Genomic DNA, 23,946 nt, shown 5'->3' with positions numbered 1-23,946 from the left:
CAGTCCCGTCCCGAGCACCGTTCCCGATGGCGGAGGTCGCCGCATGCCCACCCGATTCCCGGAGCGCACCGCGAGGCCGCGGCGCTACCTCATGTGCCGTCCGACGTACTTCACCGTGGAGTACACGATCAACCCGTGGATGGACCCCTCGCAGCCGACCGACACCTCGCTCGCCGTCCGCCAGTGGGAGCGGCTGCGCGCGCTGTACGAGGAGCTGGGCCACACCGTCGAGCTGATCGACCCGGTGCCGGGCCTGCCGGACATGGTGTACACGGCCAACGGCGCCACCGTGCTCGACGGCCGGGTGCTGGTCGCGACCTTCCGGCACGCCGAGCGGGCCGCCGAGTCGGAGGCGCACGAGTCCTGGTTCCGGGCCGGCGGCTACCGGGAGGTGCGGCGGGCCGAGCACGTCAACGAGGGCGAGGGGGACCACCTGCTGGTCGGCCGCCGGGTGCTGGCGGGCTCCGGCTTCCGCACCGATCCGGCCGCGCACGCCGAGACGCGGGACGTCTTCGGCCTCCAGGTGCTGAGCCTGGACCTGGTGGACCCGCGGTTCTACCACCTGGACACCGCGCTGGCCGTGCTCGCCGACGACCAGATCATGTACTACCCGGAGGCGTTCACCCCGGACAGCCAGGCACTGCTGCGCAGCCTCTACCCGGACGCCGTCCTCGCCGAGCGGGAGGACGCCGAGGTGTTCGGCCTGAACGCGGTCTCCGACGGCCGCCGGGTGCTGCTCCCGGAGGCCGCGAAGTCCCTGGCCGCCCAACTGGCCGACGCCGGCTACGAGCCGATACCGGTCGACCTCTCCGAGCTCTTCAAGGGCGGCGGCGGCCCGAAGTGCTGCACGCTGGAGCTCCGGCCGTCCTGATCACCGGCCGCTCGGGGCGCCGGCCGGCGGGTGCCGACCGTCATCCGCCGGCCGGCGCCCGCCCGCGGTCACCCGCCCGCGGTCACCCGCCCGCGGTCACCAGGACGACCTCCAGGGTGCGGGGGCCGTGCACGCCCTCGACGCGGCTGAGTTCGATGTCGCTGGTGGCCGAGGGCCCGGAGATCCACGTCTGCGGGCGGACGGGGTCGAGGCGGGGGAGGGCCAGCGGGACGGAGGCGACCACCTGCTCGGGGGCCAGGACCACGCAGACGTGGTGGTCGGGGACGAGGGTGAGCAGGCGGCGGCCCTGGGCCGGGCCGGCGTCCAGGACGAGGGTGCCGGTCTCGGCGATCGCCAGGGCGCAGCCGGTGAGCACGCTGTCCACGGTCTCCAACCGGGCGGCGGTGAGCGGGCCGTCGGGGCCGTCGTCCGGGAGCGCGCGGGCGCGGGTGACGCCGAGCCAGTCGGGCGGCAGGTCCGGCGGGACGGCCACCGTGCGGGCGCCGCGGGCCTCGAACAGGGCGGCGAGCAGCAGCGGCAGCCGGTCGGCGGTGCAGCGGTGGACCAGGGCGCGGTAGTCGGCGAGGTTGTGCTGCAGCAGGTCGAGCAGCGCGTCGGGGTCGTCGGCGGGCGCGTGGCTGCGCAGGTAGTCGCGCGGGACGGGCTCCTGCTCCTCGGGCGCGCCGGTGCGCACCGCGGCCCGGATCCGGGCGAGGACCAGGTCGCGCGAGCCGCCGGCGGCGGGTGGCGGGCTGCTCATGTGCGGTTCCTCCGCCACCAGTCGCGGAACGGTTCGGGCGGGACGGCCGGCAGTTCGCGGGTGTCGGTCCAGGCCCGGCCGGGGCCGGGGAGCCGGCGCGGGTGGAGCCGGCGGGTGCGGGCGGCGGCCCGTTCGGCGGCCCGCAGCAGTGCGGGGCGGTCGAGGACGTAGCCGGCGGCGGCCATCGCGGCGCGCTCCAGCCGGTGGCCGCGCTGCCTGGCGACCCGCTCGCGCAGGTGGACCAGTACCTCGGGGATGTCGATGGCCACCGGGCAGACCTCGTAGCAGGCCCCGCAGAGCGAGGAGGCGTACGGCAGCGAGGCATCCAACGGGGTGGTGGTGCCGCGTAGTTGGGGGGTGAGGACGGCGCCGATCGGCCCTGGGTAGACCGAGCCGTAGGCGTGTCCGCCGGCCCGCTCGTAGACGGGGCAGACGTTGAGGCAGGCCGAGCAGCGGATGCAGCGCAGCGTCTGGCGGCCGACCCGGTCGGCGAGCGCGTCGGTGCGGCCGTTGTCGAGCAGGACGAGGTGGAACTCCTCGGGCCCGTCGCCGCCCGGGCCGTCGGCGTGGGTGCCGGTCCACAGCGAGGTGTAGGGGTTCATCCGCTCGGCGGTGGCGGAGCGCGGCAGCAGTTGCAGGAAGACCTCCAGGTCCCGCCACTCGGGCAGGACCTTCTCGATGCCGACCACCGAGATCAGGGTGCGCGGGAGGGTCAGGCACATCCGCCCGTTGCCCTCCGACTCGACGACCACCAGGGTGCCGGTCTCGGCGATCATGAAGTTGGCGCCGGAGACCGCGACCCGGGCCCGCAGGAACTTCTCCCGCAGGTGCAGCCGGGCGGCCTCGGCGAGTTCGGCGGGCGCGTCGGTGAGCCCGTCGGGGGCCGGGCGGCCCCAGTCGGCCATCCGCCGGGCGAAGACCTCCCGGATCTCGCCGCGGTTGCGGTGGATCGCCGGGACGAGCAGGTGCGAGGGGCGGTCGTCGCCCAACTGGACGATCAGTTCGGCGAGATCGGTCTCGTAGGCGCGGATGCCGGCCTCGGCCAGCGCCTCGTTGAGCCCGATCTCCTGGGTGGCCATGGACTTGACCTTGACCACCTCCTGCTCGCCGGTGGCCCGGACCAGGGCGGTGACGATCCGGTTGGCCTCGGCGGCGTCGGCGGCCCAGTGCACGGTGCCGCCGGCGGCGGTCACCCTCTCCTCCAACCGCAGGAGGTGGCGGTCGAGTTCGCGCAGGGTGCGGTCCTTGACGGCCTTGGCGGCGGCGCGCAGCTCGGCCCAGTCGGCGAGTTCGGCGACGGCGCGGGCGCGCTTCTCCCGGATGGTGCGGGTGGCGTGCCGCAGGTTGGCGCGCAGCCGCCCGTCCCGCACGGCGTCGGCGGCGGCCTGCGGGAAGGGGGTCCCGGGGTCGACGCCCGGCGGGAAGGCCGGCATTCCGAGGAAGGCTCCGCTCATGCCTCCGCCCGCCAGGGCTCGGCCTCGGTGCTGGCGAGGATCTCGGCGAGGTGCAGGGTCCGCAGCGGCGCGCCCCGGCGGCGCAGCGTGCCGTCGAGGTGCAGCAGGCAGGAGTTGTCGCCGCCGCACAGCACCTCGGCGCCGGTGGCCAGGGCGTTGGCGGTCTTGTCGGCGGCCATCGCGGCCGAGACCGCCGGGTTCTTCACGGCGAAGGTGCCGCCGAAGCCGCAGCACTCCTCGGCCTCGGGCAGGTCGACCAGCTCCAGTCCGCGGACGGCGCGCAGCAGCCGCAGCGGGCGGTCGCCGAGGCCGAGCAGTCGCAGCCCGTGGCAGGAGGGGTGGTAGGCGACCGTGTGCGGGAACCACGCGCCGACGTCCTCGACGCCCAGCACATCGGTGAGGAACTCGGTCAGCTCGTGGACCCGGGGCGTCAGCCCGGCGACGTCCGCGGCGAGTGCGCCGCCCGCGCGGGCGGCGATCCGGGGGTGGGCGTCGCGCACCATGGCCACGCAGGAGCCGGACGGCGCCACCACGTGGTCGTACCCGGCGAAGGCCCGCACGGTGCGGCGGACCAGCGGTTCGCAGGACCTCCGGTATCCGCTGTTGTACTGCGGTTGGCCGCAACAGCTCTGCGCGGCCGGGAAGTCGACCTCGACGCCGAGACGTTCCAGCAGCCGGACGGTGGCGATCGCGGTGGACGGCAGCAGCGCGTCGTTGACGCAGGTGGCGAACAGTGCGACGCGCAACGGTCCTCCCGTGCCCTCGGTCCGGTGGTGGTCCCGGTGCCGGCCGGCGTCGATCCGTGTCGATCCGTGTCGGTCGGGCCGGTCCGCCGGTGATCGTACCGAGCGGGCGGCCGGACCGGCAGGGCACCACGCCGGGCGCGCCACCCCCGGACACGGGTGTCCGGGGGCGGCGCCGGTCGGAGGTCCCGCCTCGGGGGCGGCGGGTCCCCCGGGGTCAGGCGTCCTGGCCGAGCCAGAGGTCGGGGCCGAACACCTCGTAGTGGATGTCGGCGGCCGGGACGCCCGCCGTCAGGAGCTGGCCGCGGACGGCGCGCAGGAAGGGCAGCGGGCCGCAGAGGTAGGCGGTGGTGCCCGCCGGGACCTCGACCGTCGACAGGTCGACCAGACCGGTGCGCTCGGCCGGCCAGTCGCCGAGCGGCTGCTCGTAGAAGACGTGCGAGGCGGCGTTCGCCAGCTTGCCGGTCAGCTGGTTGAGGTCGGCGCGGAAGGCGTGCGACAGCTGGTCGCGGTCGCCGTGCACGGTGACGACCCGGCGGGTGGAGCCGGTGGCGGCGAGCTTCGCCAGCATCGCGGTCATCGGGGTGTTGCCGATGCCGGCCGAGGCGAGCAGCACCGGGCCGTCGCCCTCGGCGAGCGCGACGTCGCCGAACGGCGGGGCGAGGTCGAGGACGTCGCCGGCGCGCACGGTCTCGTGCAGGTGGTTGGAGACCTCGCCCTCGGGGCCGCCCGCGACCTCGGCGGTGGCGCGCTTCACGCTGAACTGGAGCGCGCCGTCCGGGGCGCCGGAGAGGCTGTACTGGCGGATCTGGTGGGCGCCGTCCGGGAGTTCGGCGCGCACCGAGACGTACTGGCCGGGCTCGGCCGGCGGCAGCGGCTTGCCGTCGGCCGGGCGGACCAGGTAGGTGGTGACGTCGTCGGTCTCCTGGTAGCGGGCGACCACGGTGTAGGGGCGCCACAGGTCGGCCGGGTCGGTGCTCTGGGCGGCGGCGGCCTCCTCGCGCAGCCGGTCCTCGATGGCGATCAGCGCGTTGGCCATCAGCCAGTAGACCTCGTCCCAGGCGGCGGCGACCTCGGGGGTGACGGCCTCGCCGAGCACCTCGACGATGGCGGCGAAGAGGTGCTCGTGGACGATCCGGTACTGGTCGTTGCTGATGCCGACCGAGACGTGCTTGTGGGCGATGCGGGCGAGCAGGGCGTCCGGACGGCTGTCCGGGGCGGCTATCAGTGCGGTCGCGAAGGCGGCTATCGAGCCTGCGAGCGCCTGCCGCTGGCTGCCGTTGGCCTGGTTGCCGCGGTTGAACAGGTCGCGCAGCAGCTCGGGGTGGGCGGCGAACATCTTGTCGTAGAAGAGCGGCGTGATGTCGCCGATCGCACCGCCCACGGCGGGCAGGGTGGCTTCGACGACCTCGGCGGACTTGGCGGACAGCATGGGATGCGCTCCAAATTGGTATCTGAGAGTCGTATTTACGGCCGTGCGGATGCCCGGGCCGGCGTGGGGAGGTGCGGTACTGCGGGCCGTGCGGTACTGCGGGTGGCGGGGTGCTGCGGGTGGTGCGTCGGGGTGTGCCGGAGCGTGTCAGCCGGTGGGGCCGGCGACGGGTTCGGGCCTCGGGGCGAGACCCGGTCCCAGGGTGAGGTCGAGCAGCACGGGCCCGGTCGGCGCGGTCACCAGATCGCCGATCGAGAGCGGGTCGAGGGTGGCGAAGAACGCCTCCTGCGCGGTGCGCAGTGCCCCGCGCAGCCGGCAGGCCGACCGCAGCGGGCACGGCGGGTCGTCCTCGCAGCCGACCACGTCGCCCACCCCTTCCAGCTCGCGCAGCAGGACGCCGAGCGAGCCGGTGCGGCCGGCCGAGGTGAGGGACAGGCCCCCGCCGCGACCGCGCCGTGCCGTCACCACGCCCAGGTGCTGCAGCCGGCTGACCACCTTGGCGGCGTGGGTGTAGGGCACGCCGACCGCCTCGGCCACCTCGCGGGTGGTCGGATTGGCCTCCTCGTCGAGGACGGCCAGCCGCATGGCGATGCGGAGGGCGATGTCGGTGCTCTTGGTCAGCCTCACGTTCGAAAAGCTATCGAATGCGACTCCGAAACTCCAATTTCTTGCACGGGTCACCCGGCGGAGCCGAACCGTTACCCGTCGGCGGGTGTCGGAGGCCGTCCACCGGGAATGTCAACTGCTCTACTGGCCAAGCTCGTTCGCCCGATCGGCGAGCCGGGAACTGGGGGAATCATGGACAGCGGCAACCTGCCTCCACCTCCGTCACAGGGGCCACCGCCGTATCCGCCGCCGCGGCCGTCCGCCCCGCCGCCGGGGTATCCGCCGGCGTCGTCGATCCCGCTCGGTCCGGTCCGGCCCCTGCCGCAGGACGCGCCGGCCCACCCGGCGCCGCCGCCCGCCGGACCCGCCGCGCCGCCCAGTGGGTCGCCCACCGCGCCGCCCGCCGGGCCGGCCGTCCCGGCGACGCCCGAGAACCTGCGCCGGCAGGCCGGCCCCGTCCCCGGCGACGCCACCCGCTACCTCTGCGCCGCCGCCTGGCTGGACCGGCGCTTCCGCGCGCGGCTGATCGAGGAGCTCGTCGAGCACTCCTTCCGGATCCCCGCCCCCTCGCCCGGAACCGACCTGGTCCGGGTGCTGCACGAGGCCCTCACCGCCCGCCGCTGGGAGGCCGGGACCGGCGCGCTCTGCCTGCTCGTCCTCGTCCTGGGCTCCCCGTTCTTCGGGGTGCCCACCGCCGTGCTGGCCCTCACGGCGGTCGCCCTGGTGGGACTCTTCAGCGGCGGCGGCACGGGCCGGCTGGACCACCGCCTCGGCCTGGAGGTCGAGCGGCTGGAGGTCGAGCGCCAGGAGGACGCCCGGCGCGTCCCCCGGGGCCGGGCGCGGGGCGCGAGCGGCGCCGGCCTCGCGCGGCGGCTGCTGGCGGCGGCGGCCGTGCTGGTGGCCGCCCGCCTCGTCCTGCTGGGCTACGACGAGTTCCGGGTCTGGCGCGACTACGACTACGTCGCCGGACTGTCGGAGATCACCGACGACTGGGCCGCGCTCGTCGACCCGCACAACTTCTTGTACCGGTTCCGCGACCAGGGCGTCTCCGCCCTCCTGGTGCTCGTGCTGCTGTGGCTGGTCGTCGCCGCGCTCCGCTACCGGATCCGGGTCCGGCTGGCGGCCTTCGCCGACCCGGCCCCGGGCGCCCTCCCGCCGCCGGAGCCCCGGGGGGTCCGGGCGACCTGGCTGTACGAGCGGCTGCGCGAGCAGCAGGGCGGACCGGAGCTGCTCTACCGCCGGGAGGCGCCGCTGGTCGGCCTCGGCGTGCCGGGGAACAGCTGGCGGATGACCTTCGAACTGCGCCCCGCCCCCGCCCGGGCGGCCGCCGGCCGGGCCCCCGCCCCGATCGACGCCGCCACCCTCTACCGCGCCGTCGCCGACCGGGTCCGCGCGCTCGCGGACGACCCGGCCTACCCGGAGGACCCCCTGCGCGGACTCACCGTCACCGACCGGGTGTTCCGCCCCAGCCTGCGCCACGACGACCCGGACGCCTGGCTCGGCGCGATGTCCGGCCGGGCCGCCGGGCAGGTCCTGCTCGAACCCGCCTGGGTGGACCTGCTGAGCCGCACCGGGCACGAGCGGCTGCGCCACTACCTGGCGATCCGGGTCGGCTCCTGGCACGAGGAGGTGGTCGTCACCGTCCTGGTCCGGGCCACGACCCGCGGCGGGCTGCTCTACCTGGAGTGGCTGCCCTACGCGCTGGGGCCGGTGGCGCAGGCCTACCACGTGATCGACCTGCTGGGCCGCCGCTCCGACCTGGAACACCTGTGGAACGCGCTCGGCTGGTCCGCCCGCTCCCTGGTCGGCGACGTCGGGATCGCGGTGGGCCAGCTGCGGGAGTCCCGGGCGTCGCGCCGCCGCGCGTCCCGGCTCGACGCCCGCTACCGGCACCTGGTCCGCTCCGGCTACGCGGTCGACTACGCGCCCCGGCTGAGCGTGCGCGAACTCGGGGCGTCGGACGAGTTCCAGAACCTCTTCCAGGCGCACGACGTGCAGCGCTTCCTCAACACCGTCACCCAGCGGGTGTTCAGCGCGGTCGGCGACGAGCTGAAGGCGCGCGGCTACGACAGCGGCGCCTTCGAGAAGCAGGCCCAGAGCATCACCAATGTGAACAACGGCGGTGTCCAGGTGGTCGGTTCCACCGTGCACGGACCGGTCGCCGGGGGATCCGGATCCAACGTCAACCTCGCGGACGGGAGAGGAACATGACCGAACGGCCGGAGGTGCCGCCGGGGGGCGGCAACCGCAACGACGGCGGCGTCCAGGTGGTCGGCTCCACCGTGCACGGCCATGTGGCCGGAGGCCGGGGCGCGACCGTCTCGATCGGCGCCGGAACCGCCGCGGCCGCGGGCCCGGGCGGCCCCGAGGGCCTGCGGACGGCGGCCGAGGCGCTGCGCACCGCGCTCGCCCGGCTGCGCGCCGAACAGCCGGGCGCCGTACCGGCGGCGGACGCCGAGGACGCCGATGCCGCACTCGCCCAGATCCTCGACGAGACGGCCCTCGACGAGCCCCGCGAAGGGCCGCTGCGCCGCCGGGTCCGCACGGTGGCCGACGCGCTGCGTTCGGTCGCGGTGCTGGCCGCGGCGGTGAGCGGCCTGGAGGCAGCCTTCGGGGCGCTGTTCGGGCAGAGCTGAGGCCCCGACCGGCCGCCGGCCTCCGGGTTACGGTTACCATGCGCACCAAGGCGTTCCGCCAGTGGAGTTGACGCGGGCGGAGCGCCAACGGGGAGCGAACGGTACGGCAACGGGGAATCGGGAGAGGGGCGGCGATGGCACGCGCTGACCGGGTGTCGGGCTCGCGGGACGACGACGGCTGGACGGGGGCCGGTCTGCGGATGGACGTCCCGCACTCGGCGCGGGTGTACGACTACCTCATCGGCGGGAAGACCAACTTCGAGCCGGACCGGGCCGCCGCCCACGCCGCCGTGAAGGCCTGGCCGGCCCTGCCGATCTCGATGCGCAGCACCCGCGGCTTCATGGAGCGGGCGGTCCGCCGGCTCGCCGAAGAGCACGGCGTGCGGCAGTTCCTGGACATCGGCGCGGGCATTCCCGCCTCGCCGAACGTGCACGAGATCGCCCAGGAGGTGGCGCCGGAGTCGCGCGTGGTGTACGTCGACAACGACCCGATCGTGCTGACCCACGCCCGCGCGCTGATGTCCAGCCGGCCCGAGGGCCGCACCGCCTACCTGGACGCCGACCTGCGGGACGCCGACGCGATCCTGGACTCGCCGCGGCTGCGCGACGTCCTGGACCTCTCCCGGCCGGTGGCGCTCTCGCTGATCGCGATCGTGCACCTCGTGCTCGACGAGGACGACCCGCGGCGCGTCGTCCACCGCCTGATGGACCGTCTGGCGCCGGGAAGCTTCCTGGCGCTGACCGTCTTCACCGGCGACACCGACCCGGTCGGCGTCGGCGGGGTGGGCCGTGAGTACAACGCCCGGGGCATCCCGCTGCAGATCCGGGACCGGGCCGAGGCGCTCGCCTTCTTCGACGGCTGCGAGCTGCTGGACCCGGGCGTCACCCTGGTCCACCGCTGGCACCCGGAGCCCGGCGCCGCGTCGGTCCGCGACGAGAACATCGCGATGTACGGCGGGGTGGCAGTCAAGCGCTGACCCGCCCCGGTCCGGACGCCCCCGCCCCGGCGTTCAGGCCGTCCGCGCCTCGCCGGTGATCTCGGCCATCAGCGCGTCGTAGCGCTGGAAGAACCGGGGGCCGGGTTCGGGGGCGCCCTGTTCGGCGCGGCGCAGCAGGCGCCAGCAGTCGGCGGCGAGCGCGCGGGCCTCGGCGCCGGGCCAGGGCCGGGGGAGGAGCTCGGGCGGCAGCAGCGGGTCCGGCTCGGTCGCGCGGGTGAACTCGGCGGCCAGCTCCACGGCGATCGCGAGCTGTTCGACCCGCGCGGGCGCGTCGTCCGGGGCCTCGGCGGTCAGCCGGGCGAGGCGGTCGGCGGCGAGGGCGGCCAGCCGGCGGTGGCCCTCGGCCAGCTCGTCGAGCGGCCAGAGCCGGCGGGCCACGGCGAGCGGGTCGTCCTCGCCGCCGACGCGCAGATCGGTGCTGGTGAGCAGGGTGACGCAGTCCCGGACGCCGAGGCGGTCCACCTCGGCCCCGACGTAGGGCTCCCAGTCGTTGGCGCTGACGTAGACCCCGCCCTGGACGGCCGCGCCGCCGAGCCGGACCAGGGCCTCCCGCAGGGCGTCCCGCGCGGCGCGGGCGGATTCCGGCACGGCGAAGGCGACGAGGTGCCAGCGGCCGTCCCACGGGGCGAGCCCGGCGTCCTGGGCGTACATGTGGCGGACGAACTCCACCTCGGGTTCCGCGGCCCGCCGGGCTCGGTCGGTCTCGCGCAGCACGGCGCGCCGGCCGCGGCCCTCCTGGACGAGCAGGCCGTCGGCCGCCATCCGCTTGATGCACAGCCGCACCTGCTGGTCGGTCATCCCGAGCGCCCCCGCGACCCCGTACAGCTCACCGGCGTCGATGGTGCCGTCCACCCTGACCATGCCCTCCACCAGGGTGCGGGTGGCCACCTCGGCCCGCTGCTCCTCGGCCATCGCCGTCGCTCCTCTCGCCGCCGCCTTGCCGGTCTCCCGTCGAAGAGTGTAGTACTCTCAAAACTATCGATATGTGTACGATCGTTTTGAGAGTGATAGAAATACTGAAGTCGAGGGATCGGGCGGCGCGCGGGCCGCGCGGATGGCTCCGGTGGGTGCTCGGGTCGGGGCTCGCCCTGCGGGCCGCTGACGGTCCACCGCTACCCGGGCGCCGGCCGCGGCATCGCGCGCCCCTGGGCCGAGGACGGGTCGCTGCGGGGCCTGTTCGTCGCGGTGGCCGCGCCGCGCTCGGTGTACGCGGACGGCTATCTCGACGATCTGCGGCGCTACGTGGCCACTGTGGCGCCGGTGCCGGGGTGGCACTGACGGTTCGAACAGGGACCAACTGACCAGAATTGAACGGTTGGCAACAATCCCGCTCATCTCCTGACGCTTCGTCAATCAGGCTTCTACGCTTCGGGCGACCCGGCGGTCCCCCCGGGTCGCCCGAAGCGACCGCGCACCGCCCGGTGAACCGAACGACGAACGAACGACGAACCGACGAGTCTGGAGACCCCGTGACCACACGCCCCTCCCCGCGCCGCTCCTGGACGGCCGTGGCCGCCGTCGGCGCGGCCACGGCCGCCCTGCTCTCCCAACCCGGCACGGCGGCCGCCGACGCCGCGGGCGCGAGCGCGGCACCGCCGCCCGCCGTCACGGCGACCGTCGCCGTCGCGCCCTACCCGGCGGGTGTCGCGCTCACGCCGGACGGCGGGCGGGTCTATGTGACCAGCCAGAGCGAGGGCACGGTGACGGTGCTGTCCACCGCCACCGGCACGGTCACCGGCACCTTCACCGCCGGCACCGGCTCCTACGCGGTCGCCGTCGCGCCCAACGGCGCCCGCGCCTACCTCACCCACCACCTGTCCGGCACGGTCAGCGTGGTGGACACCGCGAGCAACACGGTGGCCGCCACCGTCCCGGTCGGCGCCGGCGCCTTCGGCGTGGCGCTCGCCCCCGACGGCGCCCGGGCGTACGTGACCAACGCGGCGGCCGGCACGGTCAGCGTGCTCGACACCGCGAGCAACACGGTCGCCGCCACCGTCCCGGTCGGCGCCGAGCCGCACGGGGTGGCGGTCGCGCCCGACGGCGCCCATGTGTACGTCGCCGCCTCCGGTGCCCAGCGGGTGGACGTGATCGACACCGCCACCGCCACCGTGAGCGCCTCGATACCCGTCGGCCATGGCGTGTTCGGGCTCGCCCTGACCCCCGACGGCTCCGAACTCTGGACCGGCAACGGCGGCGACTCCACGGTGAGCGCGCTGGAGGTCGCCACCGGGAAGGTCGCCGACACCGTCGAGGTCGGCGCCAACCCGTACGCCGTCGCCGTCGCCCCCGACGGGCGGTCCGTCTACGCCAGCAACTACGCGGACAACACGCTCAGCGTGCTCGACGCCGCGAGCGGCAGCGTCACCGCCACCGTCCCGGTCGGGGCGAGCCCGTTCACCCTGGCGGTGGCGTCCGACAGCCGGCGCGGCTACCTGGCCGACTTCGACGGCGGCGCGGTGAGCGTCCTCGACTTCCCGCCGCCGGTGCCGGCCGTCACCGGGATCAACCCGGCGAGCGGCCCGCAGGCCGGCGGCACGGTCGTCACCGTGACCGGCACCGACCTGGCCGGCGCGACCGCGGTGAGCTTCGGCGCCGCCGGGAACGCCACGTCCTTCTCCTGCACCGCGACCTCGTGCACGGCGACCGCGCCGGCCGCGGCCGCCGCCGGGACGGTCGACGTCCGGGTCACCACGCCCGGCGGCACCAGCGCGGTCTCGGCCGCCGACCGGTTCGGCTACCAGGCGCCCACCGCCGACCTCGCCGTCGCGCTCGCCGCCTCCCCGGTGTCCGGCCTGTTCGGCGGACGGGTCGACTACACGCTCACCGTCACCAACCAGGGCCCCGACGCGGCCACCGGTGCCACGGTGACGGCGGCGCTGCCGACCGGGCTCGTCGCGACCAGTCCGGACTGCACCGTCGCCGCGGGGCAGCTGACCTGCGCGCTCACCGCCCCGCCGGCCGTCGGCGCGAGCGTCACCCGCCACCTCACCGTGCAGGTGAGCCAGCTCCTCAACCTCGGCCGGACCTTCACCGTCACCACCGCCCGTACGGCCGGGACCCCGGCCGACCCGGTGCCCGCCAACGACGCGGCGAGCCGGACCTGCCGGGTCGCGCTGCTGGCGATCACCTGCAGCTGAGCCGGAACCCGTAGGAGCCGCGGGGCCCGCCCCCGGGACGAGCAGTCCCCGGGGGCGGGCCCCGCCCGGTGCGTCAGTCCCCGGTCCGGGCGTCCGGCGCCTCCGGCGTGGTCGGAGTGTCCGGCGTGTTCGGAGTGTCCGCCGGGGCCCGGCGGGCGGCCTTGGCCCGGTACTTGAGGCCGAGCAGGGCCCCGGACACGCCGCGCGGCACCAGCCAGGAGACGTCCTCGCGGTCGACCGCGTCGAAGCGGTACTTGTACGGCTCGGTGCCGCGCAGGAAGTCGAAGCTGGCGAGCCCCTGCCCGGCGGCCGCCCGGATCGCCTCGGCGATCACCGCCGTGCCGAGCCGCAGCGGGGCCCAGGCCACGTCCCAACCGATCTGGTAGTAGGCGAAGGTGTCGCGCCACTGGAAGCCGTAGAGCACGCCGACCACCTCGCCCGCCCGCTCCGCGACCAGGAAGGCCGGGCCCTCGCCGCGGCCGGTGTCGGCGGCCCGCTCGATCACCCGCAGGTGCAGCGGCGCGCGGGCCTCGTCGAAGGTGGTGGGTCGGCCGAGTGCGGCCCGGCGCAGCCGGTGCAGCCGGACGGCGGTGTGCAACAGTTCGAAGCGCTCCGGGAGTTCGGACAGCGCCAGGGCGGGCGGCACCCAGCGGAAGGTGATGCCCTCGGCGGCCAGCTTGCGGCCGTAGCGGCGCAGGTTGGCCCGGAACTGCCGCGAGCCCAGGGCGTCCGGCCCGGCCGTCAGATCGGCCCGCGGGCAGGGGGTTCGGCCGATCTCCACGGCGCCGGGCGGCAGCAGGCCGGCCTGGTCCGGATCGAGGTCGGCGAGCAGCAGGGTGGTCCGCCGCCCGCGCCGGGCCAGCCAGTCGGCGACCTCGGCGCGGCGGTGCGGGGCGACGGCGAAGCCGCAGTGGTCGGCGGCGCCGGGCCCGGAGCCCAGCACGGTCAGGCAGGGGAGGGGCAGCGGCGCGCGCGGGTGGAGGCGCTGGACGGTGCGCAGCAGCGGGACGACGGCGTCGACCCGCCCGTCCCCGTCCCGCCAGACCACGATCTCGCCGTCGCCCCCGCCCTCGCCCTCGCCGCCGGGACCGGGGGCGGCACCCCGGTCGGCGGCCCCCAGGGTCTCCCACCAGGCGAGCGCCCACTCGGGCGTGGTGAACCAGGAGCCGCCCGGCTCGCCCGCCGCCAGCGCGCGCCAGCCGTCGACCACCTCCGCCGGCAGGGCGGCCGTCCGGTACCGGACCGGTAGCGCGCCCGCACCGGCCGGCGCCGGAGCGGACGGTGTCGAACCCGCGGACCTCGGTTGCGCCGTTGCCACGTCTGCTGCCCCCCGGGCCTCTCCCGCCCCGGTGCGCCGCCGGTCGGCGGCCGGTCGCGGGTCGGTCCGTATTCTCCCGGACCCGGACCCGCCGGCGGCGGGGTTCGGGGCAACCGGGCCCCGTTCCGGCCGACGCCGGCCCGCCTCCGGGTGCCTCCGGCCGGTTCGGTCCGTCAGGTCCGTCCGGTCGGAGCGCACCCCCGATCTCCGCACACCCTCCGACCCGGACGTCCCCGAACGGGCGCCGGTCCGCGGAGGTGCTCCGGCGGTGCTGCCCCGCGGACCGGCGGTACCCGCGACCAATCCTGCCGCGGCGGTCGGCGGACGTCCTTGGCCCTCCGCGCAGGGTTCCTTGACCCTGCGCGCGGGCGGTTCCGGCCCGGCCGCGCCGGAGCCGCGCCGGAGCCGCGCCGGGCCGCTCCGCCCGGCCGACCCCGTCAGGCGCCGCCGCGCAGGCGGTGCACGGCGGGGTGGAGCCCGGAGAGGATGGTGTCGAACCGGTCCCGGCCGGTGGTCGAGTTGACCCGCAGTCGGCTGATCCGCAGCGGGTGCGGCGGCAGCAGCCGGTCGTGGCGGTGGTCGAAGAGGAAGCCGGTCCGGTAGCCGAGGCGGCGCAGTTCGGCCTCGGCGCGCGGGTCGAGGTTGCCGTTGGGGTAGGCGAAGGCGGTGGGCGCCCGCCCGAGCCAGCCGGTGAGCGCCTCGTGCGCGCCGGCGATCTCGGCCCGGACGGTGTCGTCCTCGCACCGGTCGAGGCACGGGTGGCCGGCGGTGTGGTTGCCGACCGCGACACCGCCGCGGACGAGTGCCCGCAGGTCGTCCGGGGTGAGCTGCTCCCGGCGCGGTGCGCGGATCCCGGCGCTCTCCCGCAGCTCGGCCAGGGCGGTGCGGCGGTCCCGGTCGGCCAGGGTCTTCATCCGGCGGACCACACCGCCCGGCGGGCAGTCGGCCAGGGCGCGGGCGGCGCCGCCGTGCGCGGCGAGGAAGGCGGCCTCGCCCCACCAGAACGGCTGGTCGCCGCCGATGAGGTCGGTGACCACGAAGGCGGCGGCCGGAATGCCGAGCCGGGTCAGCACGGGCAGGCCCTCGGTGAGCACCGTGCGGTCGCCGTCGTCGAAGGTGACCAGCACGCTGCGCGGGGGCAGCGGCCGGCCGCTGTGCACCGCCTGGTCGACGTCGGCCGCCGAGACCGGGCGGGCGTGGCGGACCAGGCGCTCCATCTGGAGTGCGAACACCCGGGGGTCGTCCACCCCGTGGTAGGCGAGGACGGCCAGCCGCCGGTGCGCCGCGAGCCGGAACAGCGGCTGGAGCGGCGAGTTGCGCAGTACGGCGTCGACGGTGGCCCGTCGTTCGGCGAGCCGCGCGCGCGGCGGGCGGGCGCCCGGTGCGTCGGTCGCGGCGGTCGTCCTCGTGGTGGTCTCGGCGGCGACCGCGGCGGTGGTCGCCCCGGTCGTCCTGGTCGCGGCGCTCGCGGCCGCGGCGGTCGTGGCCGTGGTGGTTCCGGCGGCCGTTGCGGTGTGCGGGCCGTCGGCGGCCCCGGTCGAATGCGCGGTTCCTTCGGGCATGGACGCGCTCCCCCCTTCCTCCCCGTGCGATGGTGCGCTGGCGGGGGTGGAGCACGCTGCACCGGCAGGCCCGGCCGCTCGGCGCACGCCTGTCGGGTGGGCGGCCCGCCCCGCTCCACGAATCCCCAAGATAGTGCAAAAACCCATGCTCCGAACCGGGTTGAGGGCCGCAAAAGGGTTTCGACGGGAGGTTGGCGCATTTGCCGACGGGCCGGTGACCTGAGCGACGGCTGGGAGAATCCTGAGTGATGGCTGGTGGGGGCGGGGACGCGTGCGGCGCGAGGGGGCGGTGCCGGCCACCGGTTGCGGACCCGGTGGCCGGCCCGGGCCGGAGCGCGCGAGGCTCCGGCCCGTCAGGACCCCGTCGGCGGACGGGGCGTCAGAACGGGCCGGTACAGGTGGTCACCTGCTGCGCCGCCTCCAGGGCGGGGCCCGCGGTGGCGCAGACCATCCTGAGGTCCTCGGTGACCACGCGGGGCGTGACGGCCTTGGCGGAGCCGGTGGTGACGGTGGTCGCGGAGGCGGCCGTCACCCACGGGCTGCCCCAGGCGCGCTGGGTGCGCACCTCGACCCTGACGATCGTCAACTGGCCGGGTTCGGCGGAGACCTGGGCTATACCGACGACGCCCCCGCCGTCCCGCTCCTGCCAGACGCACGGGTGGTTCAGCACCGTGGCGCAGGCGGTGGCGCCGGTCTCGGCGGTGCTGCCCGGCGTGGCCGCCACGGCCGTGGCCGGGAGGGCCATGGCCGCCGTGATCCCTGCCGCCGCCGTCATCAGAGCTGCGATCCGAGCGCGCATGATGTCAACCTCCTTGGAATGAAAGGGAATCTCACTCTGTGGGACGAGTCTTGCACACATCCTGGACATGCCCCATGTGTGCTGCATCACACTCATGGTGACCGCTCGACCACGCACCGCGATCCCGCGAGTGACATCACGGTTACCGTCGGATGTCGGCCGGACGGCGCCCCGGTGCGGGCGGGCCGGGCCCGGTCGGTGCGGCCCCGGCGGACAACTGGTCCGCCCCGGCGCGCCGTTCACTCGTCCGGGTGGCCTGCGGCCGCAGGGTGGTTCGGGCGGCTACGATCGGGCCGACCCACGGAGGTGACCTGGATGACCACGGTCATCGTGCAGTTGCCCGACCCCCGCCCGCCGGCCCCGGCCGACCGCCGCTTCGCCCGCCTGCCGCGCCCGCCCCGCGGCGCCCCGCCCACCTGTCCGGCCCTGCTGCACCTCGGGCCGGGCGACTCGGCCGCGTTCGGGCGCGGCGAGCCCGGCCGCCCGGCCGCCGTGCCGATCCCCGACCCGGGCGTGTCGCGCCGCGCCGGCGAGATCACCGCCGCCGAGGACTACTGGCGGCTCTCCAACTTCAGCGCCACCGCCACCTATGTCGTCGAGAACCTCGAAGGCGCCGGCGAACACGTCAAGGTCGCGCCCGGGCGGCTCGGCGCGCCCGTCCCGTTCGAGATCTCCCGGGTGCTGCTGCCGGCCCACGGCGAGCCGGCGGCGTTCAAGGTCTTCGCGCCCCAACACGCCTACCTGACCGGGGAATCCGGCGCGGCGGGCGGTGAGCACACGGTCAGCCCGTTCGCCCTGGACCCGACCGCCAAGTACTTCCTCGTCCTGCTCGCGCTCTGCGAGCCGCGGCTGCGCTCGCCCTCGGCGGCGGTCGTGCCCGGCGCCACCGAGGTGGTGGAACGGCTGCGCGGCCTGCCGTCCTGCCGGAACCTCAGCCGCACGGCGGTCAACTACCACATCGACTACCTGGTCGGCAGCAAGCTCCGGCTGCGCGACCCGGTGGAGCCGGCCGACCCGGGCGGCAAACGGGAGGAACTCGTGGCCCTGGCCCTGCGGTTCGACCTCGTGCGGGAGGAGCACCTGGCGCTGCTCCCGCCCCGGCGCGGCGGGTGATCCGGCGGTGGCGGCGCGCGCGGCACGGCCGCACCGGGCCGGACCGCCGGACGGCGGGCCGGGGTTCGAGGTGCCGCCCGGCCTCCCCGTCGCGGGGTACCGGCTGGGCGGGCGGATCGGGGCGGGCGCGTGGGGCACCGTCTACGCCGCCCGCCGCGACCCGTCGGCGGCGGTGGGCGGGGTGCCCGGTGCCGGACCGTCCGGTGCCGGGCACCCCGCCCCCGGCCCGCAGGAGGCCGCCGTCAAGATCCTCCACCCCGGCCGGCTCAGCCCCGGCCAGCGCGACACCATGCTCCAGCTCGCCCGCCGCGAACTGCGGTTCAGCCGCCGCGCCGACCACCCCCACCTGATCCGCACCCTCGCCGTCGTCACCCTCGACGACCCGGCCCACCCCGGACTGGACGGCGCGCTCGCCCTGGTGATGGAGCGGGCCGCCCGCAGCCTCCAGGACGTCCTGGCCGCCGCCCGGCCGCCGCACCCCGTCCCGGACGCCGGCCGGATCCTCGCCGAGGTCGCCGCCGGGCTGCGCCACATGCACACCGCCGGCTGGGTGCACGGCGACCTCAAGCCCGCCAACGTCCTGCTGATGCCCGACGGCACCGCCAAGCTCGCCGACTTCGGCCTGACCGCCGAACTCGACGGCACCCACGCCTACGCCCCGCCGCTCGGCTCGCCCGACCACGTGCCGCCCGAGTGGTGGTCCCAGCGCACCGGCGCGCACGGGGTGGCGCTGCGCCCGAGCGCCGACCTGTGGGCCTTCGGCGTCCTCGCCCACCAGCTGCTGACCGGCGGCCTGCACCCCTTCCTCGGCGCCACCGCCCGCGCCCGCTCGCTCGCCGCCCTGGCGTACGCGCGCGGCAGCGCCCCGCTGCGCCTGGACGCCGCGCTGCCCGAGCGGTGGCGGCCGCTGGTCACCGCCTGCCTGGCGGCCGACCGGCGGCGGCGCTCGGACGTCGACCTCGCGGCGCTGCTGGCGCAGGCGCGCGGGGCGGGTGCCGAACGGGTCGCCGTACGGCCGCGCAGGGGCCGCGGGTCCGCCGGCGTGGCGGCACTGCTCGCCGGGACGACGGCCCTGCTCGCGCTCACCGGCGCACCGGAGCCGGCCTCGCCGAGCGCGTCGGCCGGGGCGCCGCCGCTGGGCGGCCCGGTGCGGCCCGGCGCGATCCCGCCGGGCGCCGACGTCCCCGTCGCGCTGCTCGGCCCGATCGACGACGCGGCCCGCCGCTGCCCCGAGCCCGAGGTCACCCCGGTGCTGCTGGCCGCGATGCTCAAGGCGGAGTCCGGCTTCGACCCGGCTGCCCGCCGCCCCGAGACCGGGGAGTTCGGTGTGGCGATGTGGACGCCCACCGTCTTCAACTCCTGGGCGCAGGACGCCGACCACGACGGCGTCAAGAGCTACCTGGACCCCGACGACGCGATCGCCGCGATGGGCGGGTACGTCTGCTGGCTCGCCCAGCGATTCAAGCAGCGCGGCTACGCCTCCGCCGACCTGCCCGCCCTGGTGACGGCCGGCTACCGGACGAGCGACAAGACCGTGGCCGATGCCGGCGGTGTACCCGATCGGGTGAAACCGCACGTCACGAGGGTGCTCGGCTACCTCGCCGAGTACGGCGGGAGTACGGTGGCCGGGTCATGAGGTCGGCCACATCCGAGGCCTCCCCGGTGGCGTCGCCGCGGAACCTGTGCTTCCGGATGGGATGCTCGGCGGCATGTTCACCAAGCTCCGACCGGCCGTATCGCAGTGGACCGTCGTCGTGCCGCTGCTGGCCTTCGCCGTCCTCGCCCTGACCTGGCACCGCGACCTCCCCGGATGGGTGGTGGGCGTGGTGTCACTGTTCCTGGCGGGCGCCGTGCTCGCCGCCGTGCACCACGCGGAGGTGATCGCCCACAAGGTGGGCGAGCCCTTCGGCTCCCTGGTGCTCGCGGTCGCGGTGACGGTGATCGAGGTCGCGCTGATCGTGACCCTGATGGCGGACGGCGGCGACAAGTCGGCGACGCTCGCCCGGGACACCGTGTTCGCCGCGGTGATGATCACCTGCAACGGCATCCTCGGCCTGTCCATCGTGGTGGCGGCCAGCAAGTACCGGGTGGCGGTCTTCAACGCGGAGGGGACCGGGGCCGCACTGGCCTGCATCGGCACCCTCGCCACGCTCAGCCTGGTCCTGCCGACCTTCACCACCAGCTCGCCCGGCCCGCAGTTCTCGCCCGCCCAGCTGGCCTTCGCGGCCGCCGCCTCGCTCGTGCTCTACGGCCTGTTCGTGGCCACCCTGGCCGTCCGCCACCGGGAGTACTTCCTGCCGGTCACCGCGGAGGGCAAGGTGGTCGAGGAGGACGACCACGCCGAGCCGCCGACCCGCCGGGCCACCGTCACCAGCCTGGTGCTGCTCGGCGTGGCGCTGGTGTCGGTGGTCGGCCTGGCCAAGGGCGTGTCGCCGACCATCGAGTCGGCGGTCCAGTCGGCCGGTCTGCCGAACTCGGTGGTCGGCGTCGTGATCGCCCTGCTCGTCCTGCTGCCCGAGACCATCGCCGCGCTGCGCGCGGCCAAGCGCAACCGGGTGCAGACCAGCCTCAACCTGGCGCTCGGCTCGGCGCTGGCGAGCATCGGCCTGACCATCCCGGCGGTGGCCGTCGCCTCCTACTGGCTCTCCGGGCCGCTGGTGCTCGGCCTGGACTCCTCCCACCTGGTGCTGCTCACGCTGACCATCGTGGTCGGCACGCTGACGGTCATCCCGCGCCGGGCGACGCCGCTCCAGGGCGCGGTGCACCTGGCGATCCTGGCCGCCTACGTGGAGCTGGCGATCACCCCGTGAGCCGCCGCCCCCAGGAGGCGGGGGAGCGAACGGGCGAACGGGCCGGCGACCTGGTGAGGTCGCCGGCCCGTTCGCGCGTTCGGGTGCCGGGTCGGTCCGGGTACCGGACCGGTCCGGGCGCCGGATCAGGAGGAGCGGCGGGTGCGGCGGGTGTAGACGACGGCGCCGGCGCCGCCGAGCAGCAGGACGGTGCCCGCGCCCGCCACCAGCAGGGTGGCGCTGCCGTCGCTACCGGTGGACGCGAGGTCCTTGCCGACCAGGGCGGCACCGGGGATCGGGGTGGGCACGCTGACCTCGGTCGGCATGATCAGCGGGTTGTCCGGGTTGACGACGGTCCCGGGCGCCGCGGTGTGCACCGGGACGGTCGCGGTCGGCTTGGGGGCCGGACCGCTCGGGGACGGCGGCGGGGCCTGGCCGCTCGGGGAGGCGCTGGCCGACGGGCTCGGCGAACCGGTGGCGCTCGGGGCGGCCGACGGGCTCGTGGACGGGGCCGTGCTCGGCGTGGTGCTGGGCTCGGTGCTCGGCGTGATCGACGGGGCCGTGCTCGGGGTGGTGCTCGGCGCGGCGCTGGGGGTCGCCGACGGGCTCACCGGCGGCGTGGTCGCGGGCGGCGTCACGGTCGGGGTGGCGCTCGGGGTCGCGGTCGGCGTCACGGTGGGGGTCGCGCTCGGGGTGGCCGAGGGCGTCTCGCTCGGGACGACGGTGGGCACCGTGCTCGGCGTCGCCGACGGGGTGACGGTCGGCGGGGCGCTGGGCGTGACGGGCGGCGCCGTGGTCGGCGTGGCCGGAACCGGCTTGGTCGGCGTCGGGGTCGGCGTCGCGCTGGGGGTGGTGCTCGGGGTGGGGCTCGGCGCGGTGGTGGGCTTGATCGGCGGGTTCGACGTGGCGGTCGGCGTGGGGGTGCGGCCGCCGCAGTCGACCTTGAACACCTTCTGCTTCGGGTGGTTGAGCTTCGGCGGCGTGGCGGGCAGCTTGCCCTTCTCCAGCTCGATCGCCTCCCAGTACAGCTTGTACTGGCCGTCCGGCAGGTTGATGTCCACGGTCCGCACGTGGCCCTTGCCGTCCACCGGGATGTCGCCGTACACGACGGCGGTCTCCTTGCCGCCGGTGTGCATCTGGGCGATCATCCAGACGACGTCCTGGCCTGCGTCGAAGCCGAACGAGTCCAGGTAGAAGGTGCAGACCTTGGGCTCGTTGTTCTTGGGCTCCTCGCCCGTCGACGAGTCGTGGATCTTGACCGTGCCGTTGTTGCCCTTCGCGGCCTGGCCTCCGGCGGTGGCCTCGGCGGCGGGGGCCGAGAGCAGCAGGGCGGCGACGGCGGGGACGGCGACGAGGGATCTCGCCGCGGTGGAGCGAATGCGCATGGCTGTGTCCAACGGGGATCGGCGGCCCGGGTGAGGCCGCGCGGGGAGAGTGTGGGAGCCCTCGGCCGACCGTGGTCGGCGGATGAGACGCATCAAAATCCCGCAGCGGACCCCGCCCTGCAAGGAGGGTTTGGCCGAATTGCGAGGGAGCGGAACCGATTGTCCGACAAGTCCATCGCAACGATTCAGTCACGCGGCTGTGAGGGACCGGTGCGCCCGGACGGTCCGGTGGCACCGGGTGTGGCGCCGGATGCCCGCGTGTCGGGTTCGACGGGGCGTTCGCGGTCCATATCGTCTGTGTCCGCCGAATCCGCTGAGTCCGCCGCAGGACCGACACCCGTGGGAGCGCCGCATGCCCGGCCCAGCACAGCAGTCGTCCACCCGTCCCGATCAGCCGGACCCCGCCGAGGCGCCCTCCGACCCGCCCGGGAACGGCGCGCAGGCGGCCGACGTCATCGTGGTCGGCGCGGGACCGGCCGGCTCCACCGCCGCCTACCACCTGGCCCGCACCGGCCTGGACGTGCTCCTGCTGGAGAAGTCCGCCTTCCCCCGCGAGAAGGTCTGCGGCGACGGTCTGACCCCCCGTGCCGTCCGCCAGCTGATCGACCTCGGCATCGACGTCTCCGAGTCCGCCGGCTGGCTGCACAACCGCGGTCTGCGGATCGTCGCGGGCGGACGCCGGGTGGAGCTCGACTGGCCGGAACTGTCCGCCTTCCCGGGCTTCGGCCTGGTCCGCCGCCGCGCCGACTTCGACGAACTGCTCGCCCGCCGGGCCGCCGCGGCCGGCGCCCGCCTGGTCGAGCGGGCCAATGTGGCGGGCCCGGTGCTGGACGAGCGGACCGGCCGGATCACCGGCGTCACCGCCCGGCTCGGCGAGGAGCGCCGCCCCGTCACCTACCGCGCGCCCCTGGTGGTCGCCGCCGACGGCAACTCCACCCGGCTCTCCCTGGCGATGCGGCGCTACCGCCGCACCGACCGCGCGATGGGCGTCGCCTACCGCACCTACTTCACCACCCCGCGCCACGAGGACCGCTACCTGGAGGCCTGGCTCGACCTTCGCGACCCCGCCGACCCGGCCCGCCGCCTGCTGCCCGGCTACGGCTGGGTGTTCGGCATGGGCGACGGCACGGCCAACGTCGGCCTCGGCGTCGTCGACACCGGCGCGGTGCCCCGCGAGGTGGACTGGCGCCAGCTGCTCCGCCGCTGGTGCGAGGACCTGCCCGCCGACTACGGCTACCACCCCGGGGCCGTCACCGAGCCGATCCGTGGCTCCGCCCTCCCGATGGGCCTCAACCGCCGACCCCACTACGCCGACGGCCTGTTGCTGGTCGGCGACGCCGGAGGCACGGTCAGTCCGGCCACCGGCGAGGGCATCGCCTACGCGATGGAGTCCGGCCGCTACGCCGCCGAGGCGATCGTCCAGGCCCTCGCCCGGCGCACCGACCGCGGCCGCGACCTGGCCCTGCGGGCCTACCCGCAGGCGCTGCGCGCCGCCTACGACGGCTACTTCGCCCTCGGCCGGCTCACCGCCGCGGCCCTGAGCCGCCCGCGCCTGGTGGGCGCCGCCGGAGCGGCCGGGCTCGGCAACCCGGCCCTGCTGCGGGCGGCCTTCCGGCTGATGGTCAACCTCACGGAACCCAACTCCCGCGACGCCCTGGACCGCCTGCTCCACCTCCTGGGCCGCCTGGCCCCCAGCACCCGCGGCTGAACCCCGCCGCGCGCCGGGGAGTCCGCGCGTGACCCGCGCCGGACTCCGCGCCGGGCACGGCGCTCCACCGGATCCTCCGCACGGGGGCCCGAGCATCCGGGCCCGGCGCCGGCGGGCGTGCCTAGTCGCTGAACCAGGCGCGCCCGTCGGCGGAGAGGAAGGCCCACAGCACGAAGCCGCCGAGGGCGATGCCGGTCAGGGCGGCGAAGGAGCCGGTCGCCACCAGGAGTGCGGCGGCAGTGACGGACAGCGCCTCGATGACGGCCACCGTGGTCCTGGTCCAGCCCGCGCGGCGCGAGGCGAGGCCGGCGCAGGTGCCGAGCAGCAGGCCGACCAGGACGGAGGTCATCGCGACGAAGCGCACCAGCGCGACCTCGTCGCCCTGGTTCCGGCCGAGGGCCCCGAGCAGCAGCAGGCCCGAGCAGCCGCTGAGCGCGGCGTGGATCCACACGCATACGACCGCCCGCCGGACCGACGTCGGCATCCGCCGCGCGGCGCACTGGTCCGTCATCGCTGACCACCCCCGGTCGTCGAGCGGCCGTGGCAGGTGGCCGGGCCGTACGGGCGAGGATCGGTCCCGGTCTCACGGGCTGTCAATGGAACTGGTGCCTTCCCCGGCGGCTCCGCCGTGGTTC

Annotated in this window: 20 protein-coding genes; 9 read left to right on the top strand and 11 right to left on the bottom strand. The window is 75.9% G+C overall.

Features of this window, described 5'->3' with window-relative positions:
• Positions 1-43: 43 nt before the first annotated feature.
• Positions 44-871: a dimethylargininase gene (gene ddaH / locus ACFVFS_RS04895; RefSeq protein ID WP_380620194.1), complete on the top strand. Its 828-nt coding sequence runs from the start codon at positions 44-46 to the stop codon at positions 869-871.
• An 82-nt stretch (positions 872-953) separates the two neighbouring features.
• Here the strand turns inward: ddaH and ACFVFS_RS04890 are convergent, their stop codons facing one another.
• The 5 genes from ACFVFS_RS04890 to ACFVFS_RS04870 form a co-directional block, all read right to left on the bottom strand.
• The gene (locus ACFVFS_RS04890; RefSeq protein WP_380620191.1) at positions 954-1,631 is read right to left on the bottom strand and encodes a lactate utilization protein C; all 678 of its coding nucleotides are present in this window, start codon (positions 1,629-1,631) and stop codon (positions 954-956) included.
• The gene (locus ACFVFS_RS04885; protein WP_380620188.1) at positions 1,628-3,085 is read right to left on the bottom strand and encodes a lactate utilization protein B; all 1,458 of its coding nucleotides are present in this window, start codon (positions 3,083-3,085) and stop codon (positions 1,628-1,630) included. Before ACFVFS_RS04885 ends, ACFVFS_RS04890 begins: the two co-directional genes overlap by 4 nt.
• Positions 3,082-3,831, bottom strand: a complete 750-nt coding sequence (locus tag ACFVFS_RS04880; RefSeq protein WP_380620185.1) for a (Fe-S)-binding protein — start codon at positions 3,829-3,831, stop codon at positions 3,082-3,084. Before ACFVFS_RS04880 ends, ACFVFS_RS04885 begins: the two co-directional genes overlap by 4 nt.
• A gap of 214 nt (positions 3,832-4,045) precedes the next feature.
• Positions 4,046-5,260: a globin domain-containing protein gene (locus ACFVFS_RS04875; protein ID WP_380620183.1), complete on the bottom strand. Its 1,215-nt coding sequence runs from the start codon at positions 5,258-5,260 to the stop codon at positions 4,046-4,048.
• A 147-nt stretch (positions 5,261-5,407) separates the two neighbouring features.
• The gene (locus tag ACFVFS_RS04870; protein WP_380620180.1) at positions 5,408-5,887 is read right to left on the bottom strand and encodes an RrF2 family transcriptional regulator; all 480 of its coding nucleotides are present in this window, start codon (positions 5,885-5,887) and stop codon (positions 5,408-5,410) included.
• 171 nt (positions 5,888-6,058) lie between these two features.
• Here ACFVFS_RS04870 and ACFVFS_RS04865 point away from each other — a divergent pair, with 171 nt between their 5' ends.
• The 3 genes from ACFVFS_RS04865 (at position 6,059) to ACFVFS_RS04855 (ending at position 9,479) form a co-directional block, all read left to right on the top strand.
• Positions 6,059-8,077, top strand: coding sequence for a hypothetical protein (locus tag ACFVFS_RS04865; protein ID WP_380620178.1), 2,019 nt, complete (start codon positions 6,059-6,061; stop codon positions 8,075-8,077).
• Positions 8,074-8,502, top strand: coding sequence for a hypothetical protein (locus tag ACFVFS_RS04860; protein WP_380620176.1), 429 nt, complete (start codon positions 8,074-8,076; stop codon positions 8,500-8,502). Before ACFVFS_RS04865 ends, ACFVFS_RS04860 begins: the two co-directional genes overlap by 4 nt.
• 134 nt (positions 8,503-8,636) lie before the next feature.
• Complete coding sequence (locus tag ACFVFS_RS04855) at positions 8,637-9,479, top strand: SAM-dependent methyltransferase (protein WP_380620174.1); 843 nt, start codon at positions 8,637-8,639, stop codon at positions 9,477-9,479.
• Positions 9,480-9,512: 33 nt separating this feature from the next.
• Here ACFVFS_RS04855 and ACFVFS_RS04850 read toward each other — a convergent pair whose 3' ends face one another.
• Positions 9,513-10,412, bottom strand: a complete 900-nt coding sequence (locus tag ACFVFS_RS04850) for a PaaX family transcriptional regulator C-terminal domain-containing protein (protein ID WP_380620171.1) — start codon at positions 10,410-10,412, stop codon at positions 9,513-9,515.
• A 557-nt stretch (positions 10,413-10,969) separates the two neighbouring features.
• On the opposite strand from ACFVFS_RS04850, the gene ACFVFS_RS04845 reads away from it, so the two are divergent.
• Positions 10,970-12,637, top strand: coding sequence for a beta-propeller fold lactonase family protein (locus ACFVFS_RS04845; RefSeq protein WP_380620169.1), 1,668 nt, complete (start codon positions 10,970-10,972; stop codon positions 12,635-12,637).
• A gap of 73 nt (positions 12,638-12,710) precedes the next feature.
• Here ACFVFS_RS04845 and ACFVFS_RS04840 read toward each other — a convergent pair whose 3' ends face one another.
• The 3 genes from ACFVFS_RS04840 to ACFVFS_RS04830 all read right to left on the bottom strand — a co-directional run bounded on the left by ACFVFS_RS04840 (position 12,711) and on the right by ACFVFS_RS04830 (position 16,316).
• The gene (locus ACFVFS_RS04840; protein WP_380620166.1) at positions 12,711-13,955 is read right to left on the bottom strand and encodes a GNAT family N-acetyltransferase; all 1,245 of its coding nucleotides are present in this window, start codon (positions 13,953-13,955) and stop codon (positions 12,711-12,713) included.
• Positions 13,956-14,392: 437 nt separating this feature from the next.
• Positions 14,393-15,517: a polysaccharide deacetylase family protein gene (locus ACFVFS_RS04835; protein WP_380620164.1), complete on the bottom strand. Its 1,125-nt coding sequence runs from the start codon at positions 15,515-15,517 to the stop codon at positions 14,393-14,395.
• A gap of 379 nt (positions 15,518-15,896) precedes the next feature.
• The gene (locus tag ACFVFS_RS04830; RefSeq protein ID WP_380620162.1) at positions 15,897-16,316 is read right to left on the bottom strand and encodes a hypothetical protein; all 420 of its coding nucleotides are present in this window, start codon (positions 16,314-16,316) and stop codon (positions 15,897-15,899) included.
• Positions 16,317-16,631: 315 nt separating this feature from the next.
• Here ACFVFS_RS04830 and ACFVFS_RS04825 point away from each other — a divergent pair, with 315 nt between their 5' ends.
• The 3 genes from ACFVFS_RS04825 (at position 16,632) to ACFVFS_RS04815 (ending at position 20,239) form a co-directional block, all read left to right on the top strand.
• Positions 16,632-17,429: a serine/threonine protein kinase gene (locus tag ACFVFS_RS04825; protein WP_380620160.1), complete on the top strand. Its 798-nt coding sequence runs from the start codon at positions 16,632-16,634 to the stop codon at positions 17,427-17,429.
• A gap of 7 nt (positions 17,430-17,436) precedes the next feature.
• On the top strand, positions 17,437-19,065 hold the full coding sequence (locus tag ACFVFS_RS04820) for a serine/threonine-protein kinase (RefSeq protein WP_380620159.1): 1,629 nt from the start codon (positions 17,437-17,439) through the stop codon (positions 19,063-19,065).
• A gap of 73 nt (positions 19,066-19,138) precedes the next feature.
• Positions 19,139-20,239, top strand: a complete 1,101-nt coding sequence (locus ACFVFS_RS04815) for a calcium:proton antiporter (RefSeq protein ID WP_380620156.1) — start codon at positions 19,139-19,141, stop codon at positions 20,237-20,239.
• 125 nt (positions 20,240-20,364) lie between these two features.
• Here ACFVFS_RS04815 and ACFVFS_RS04810 read toward each other — a convergent pair whose 3' ends face one another.
• Positions 20,365-21,603: an LPXTG cell wall anchor domain-containing protein gene (locus ACFVFS_RS04810; protein WP_380620154.1), complete on the bottom strand. Its 1,239-nt coding sequence runs from the start codon at positions 21,601-21,603 to the stop codon at positions 20,365-20,367.
• Between the two features lie 352 nt (positions 21,604-21,955).
• On the opposite strand from ACFVFS_RS04810, the gene ACFVFS_RS04805 reads away from it, so the two are divergent.
• On the top strand, positions 21,956-23,311 hold the full coding sequence (locus ACFVFS_RS04805) for a geranylgeranyl reductase family protein (RefSeq protein ID WP_380620151.1): 1,356 nt from the start codon (positions 21,956-21,958) through the stop codon (positions 23,309-23,311).
• Positions 23,312-23,432: 121 nt separating this feature from the next.
• Here ACFVFS_RS04805 and ACFVFS_RS04800 read toward each other — a convergent pair whose 3' ends face one another.
• Entirely contained in the window at positions 23,433-23,762 is a 330-nt protein-coding gene (locus ACFVFS_RS04800) for a hypothetical protein (protein WP_380620149.1), read from the bottom strand.
• Positions 23,763-23,946: the final 184 nt, after the last annotated feature.

It is taken from the genome of Kitasatospora sp. NPDC057692 (assembly GCF_042799475.1).
Lineage (GTDB): Bacteria > Actinomycetota > Actinomycetes > Streptomycetales > Streptomycetaceae > Kitasatospora.
This window is presented reverse-complemented; position numbering and strand designations above follow the sequence as displayed.

What these genes read in the sequence shown, in the direction of transcription:
- ddaH (WP_380620194.1), top strand. Translation starts at nt 44, where the DNA reads ATGCCCACCCGATTCCCGGAGCGCACCGCGAGGCCGCGGCGCTACCTC.
- ACFVFS_RS04890 (WP_380620191.1), bottom strand. Translation starts at nt 1,631, where the DNA reads ATGAGCAGCCCGCCACCCGCCGCCGGCGGCTCGCGCGACCTGGTCCTC.
- ACFVFS_RS04885 (WP_380620188.1), bottom strand. Translation starts at nt 3,085, where the DNA reads ATGAGCGGAGCCTTCCTCGGAATGCCGGCCTTCCCGCCGGGCGTCGAC.
- ACFVFS_RS04875 (WP_380620183.1), bottom strand. Translation starts at nt 5,260, where the DNA reads ATGCTGTCCGCCAAGTCCGCCGAGGTCGTCGAAGCCACCCTGCCCGCC.
- ACFVFS_RS04865 (WP_380620178.1), top strand. Translation starts at nt 6,059, where the DNA reads ATGGACAGCGGCAACCTGCCTCCACCTCCGTCACAGGGGCCACCGCCG.
- ACFVFS_RS04860 (WP_380620176.1), top strand. Translation starts at nt 8,074, where the DNA reads ATGACCGAACGGCCGGAGGTGCCGCCGGGGGGCGGCAACCGCAACGAC.
- ACFVFS_RS04855 (WP_380620174.1), top strand. Translation starts at nt 8,637, where the DNA reads ATGGCACGCGCTGACCGGGTGTCGGGCTCGCGGGACGACGACGGCTGG.
- ACFVFS_RS04850 (WP_380620171.1), bottom strand. Translation starts at nt 10,412, where the DNA reads ATGGCCGAGGAGCAGCGGGCCGAGGTGGCCACCCGCACCCTGGTGGAG.
- ACFVFS_RS04835 (WP_380620164.1), bottom strand. Translation starts at nt 15,517, where the DNA reads ATGCCCGAAGGAACCGCGCATTCGACCGGGGCCGCCGACGGCCCGCAC.
- ACFVFS_RS04830 (WP_380620162.1), bottom strand. Translation starts at nt 16,316, where the DNA reads ATGCGCGCTCGGATCGCAGCTCTGATGACGGCGGCGGCAGGGATCACG.
- ACFVFS_RS04825 (WP_380620160.1), top strand. Translation starts at nt 16,632, where the DNA reads ATGACCACGGTCATCGTGCAGTTGCCCGACCCCCGCCCGCCGGCCCCG.
- ACFVFS_RS04815 (WP_380620156.1), top strand. Translation starts at nt 19,139, where the DNA reads ATGTTCACCAAGCTCCGACCGGCCGTATCGCAGTGGACCGTCGTCGTG.
- ACFVFS_RS04810 (WP_380620154.1), bottom strand. Translation starts at nt 21,603, where the DNA reads ATGCGCATTCGCTCCACCGCGGCGAGATCCCTCGTCGCCGTCCCCGCC.
- ACFVFS_RS04805 (WP_380620151.1), top strand. Translation starts at nt 21,956, where the DNA reads ATGCCCGGCCCAGCACAGCAGTCGTCCACCCGTCCCGATCAGCCGGAC.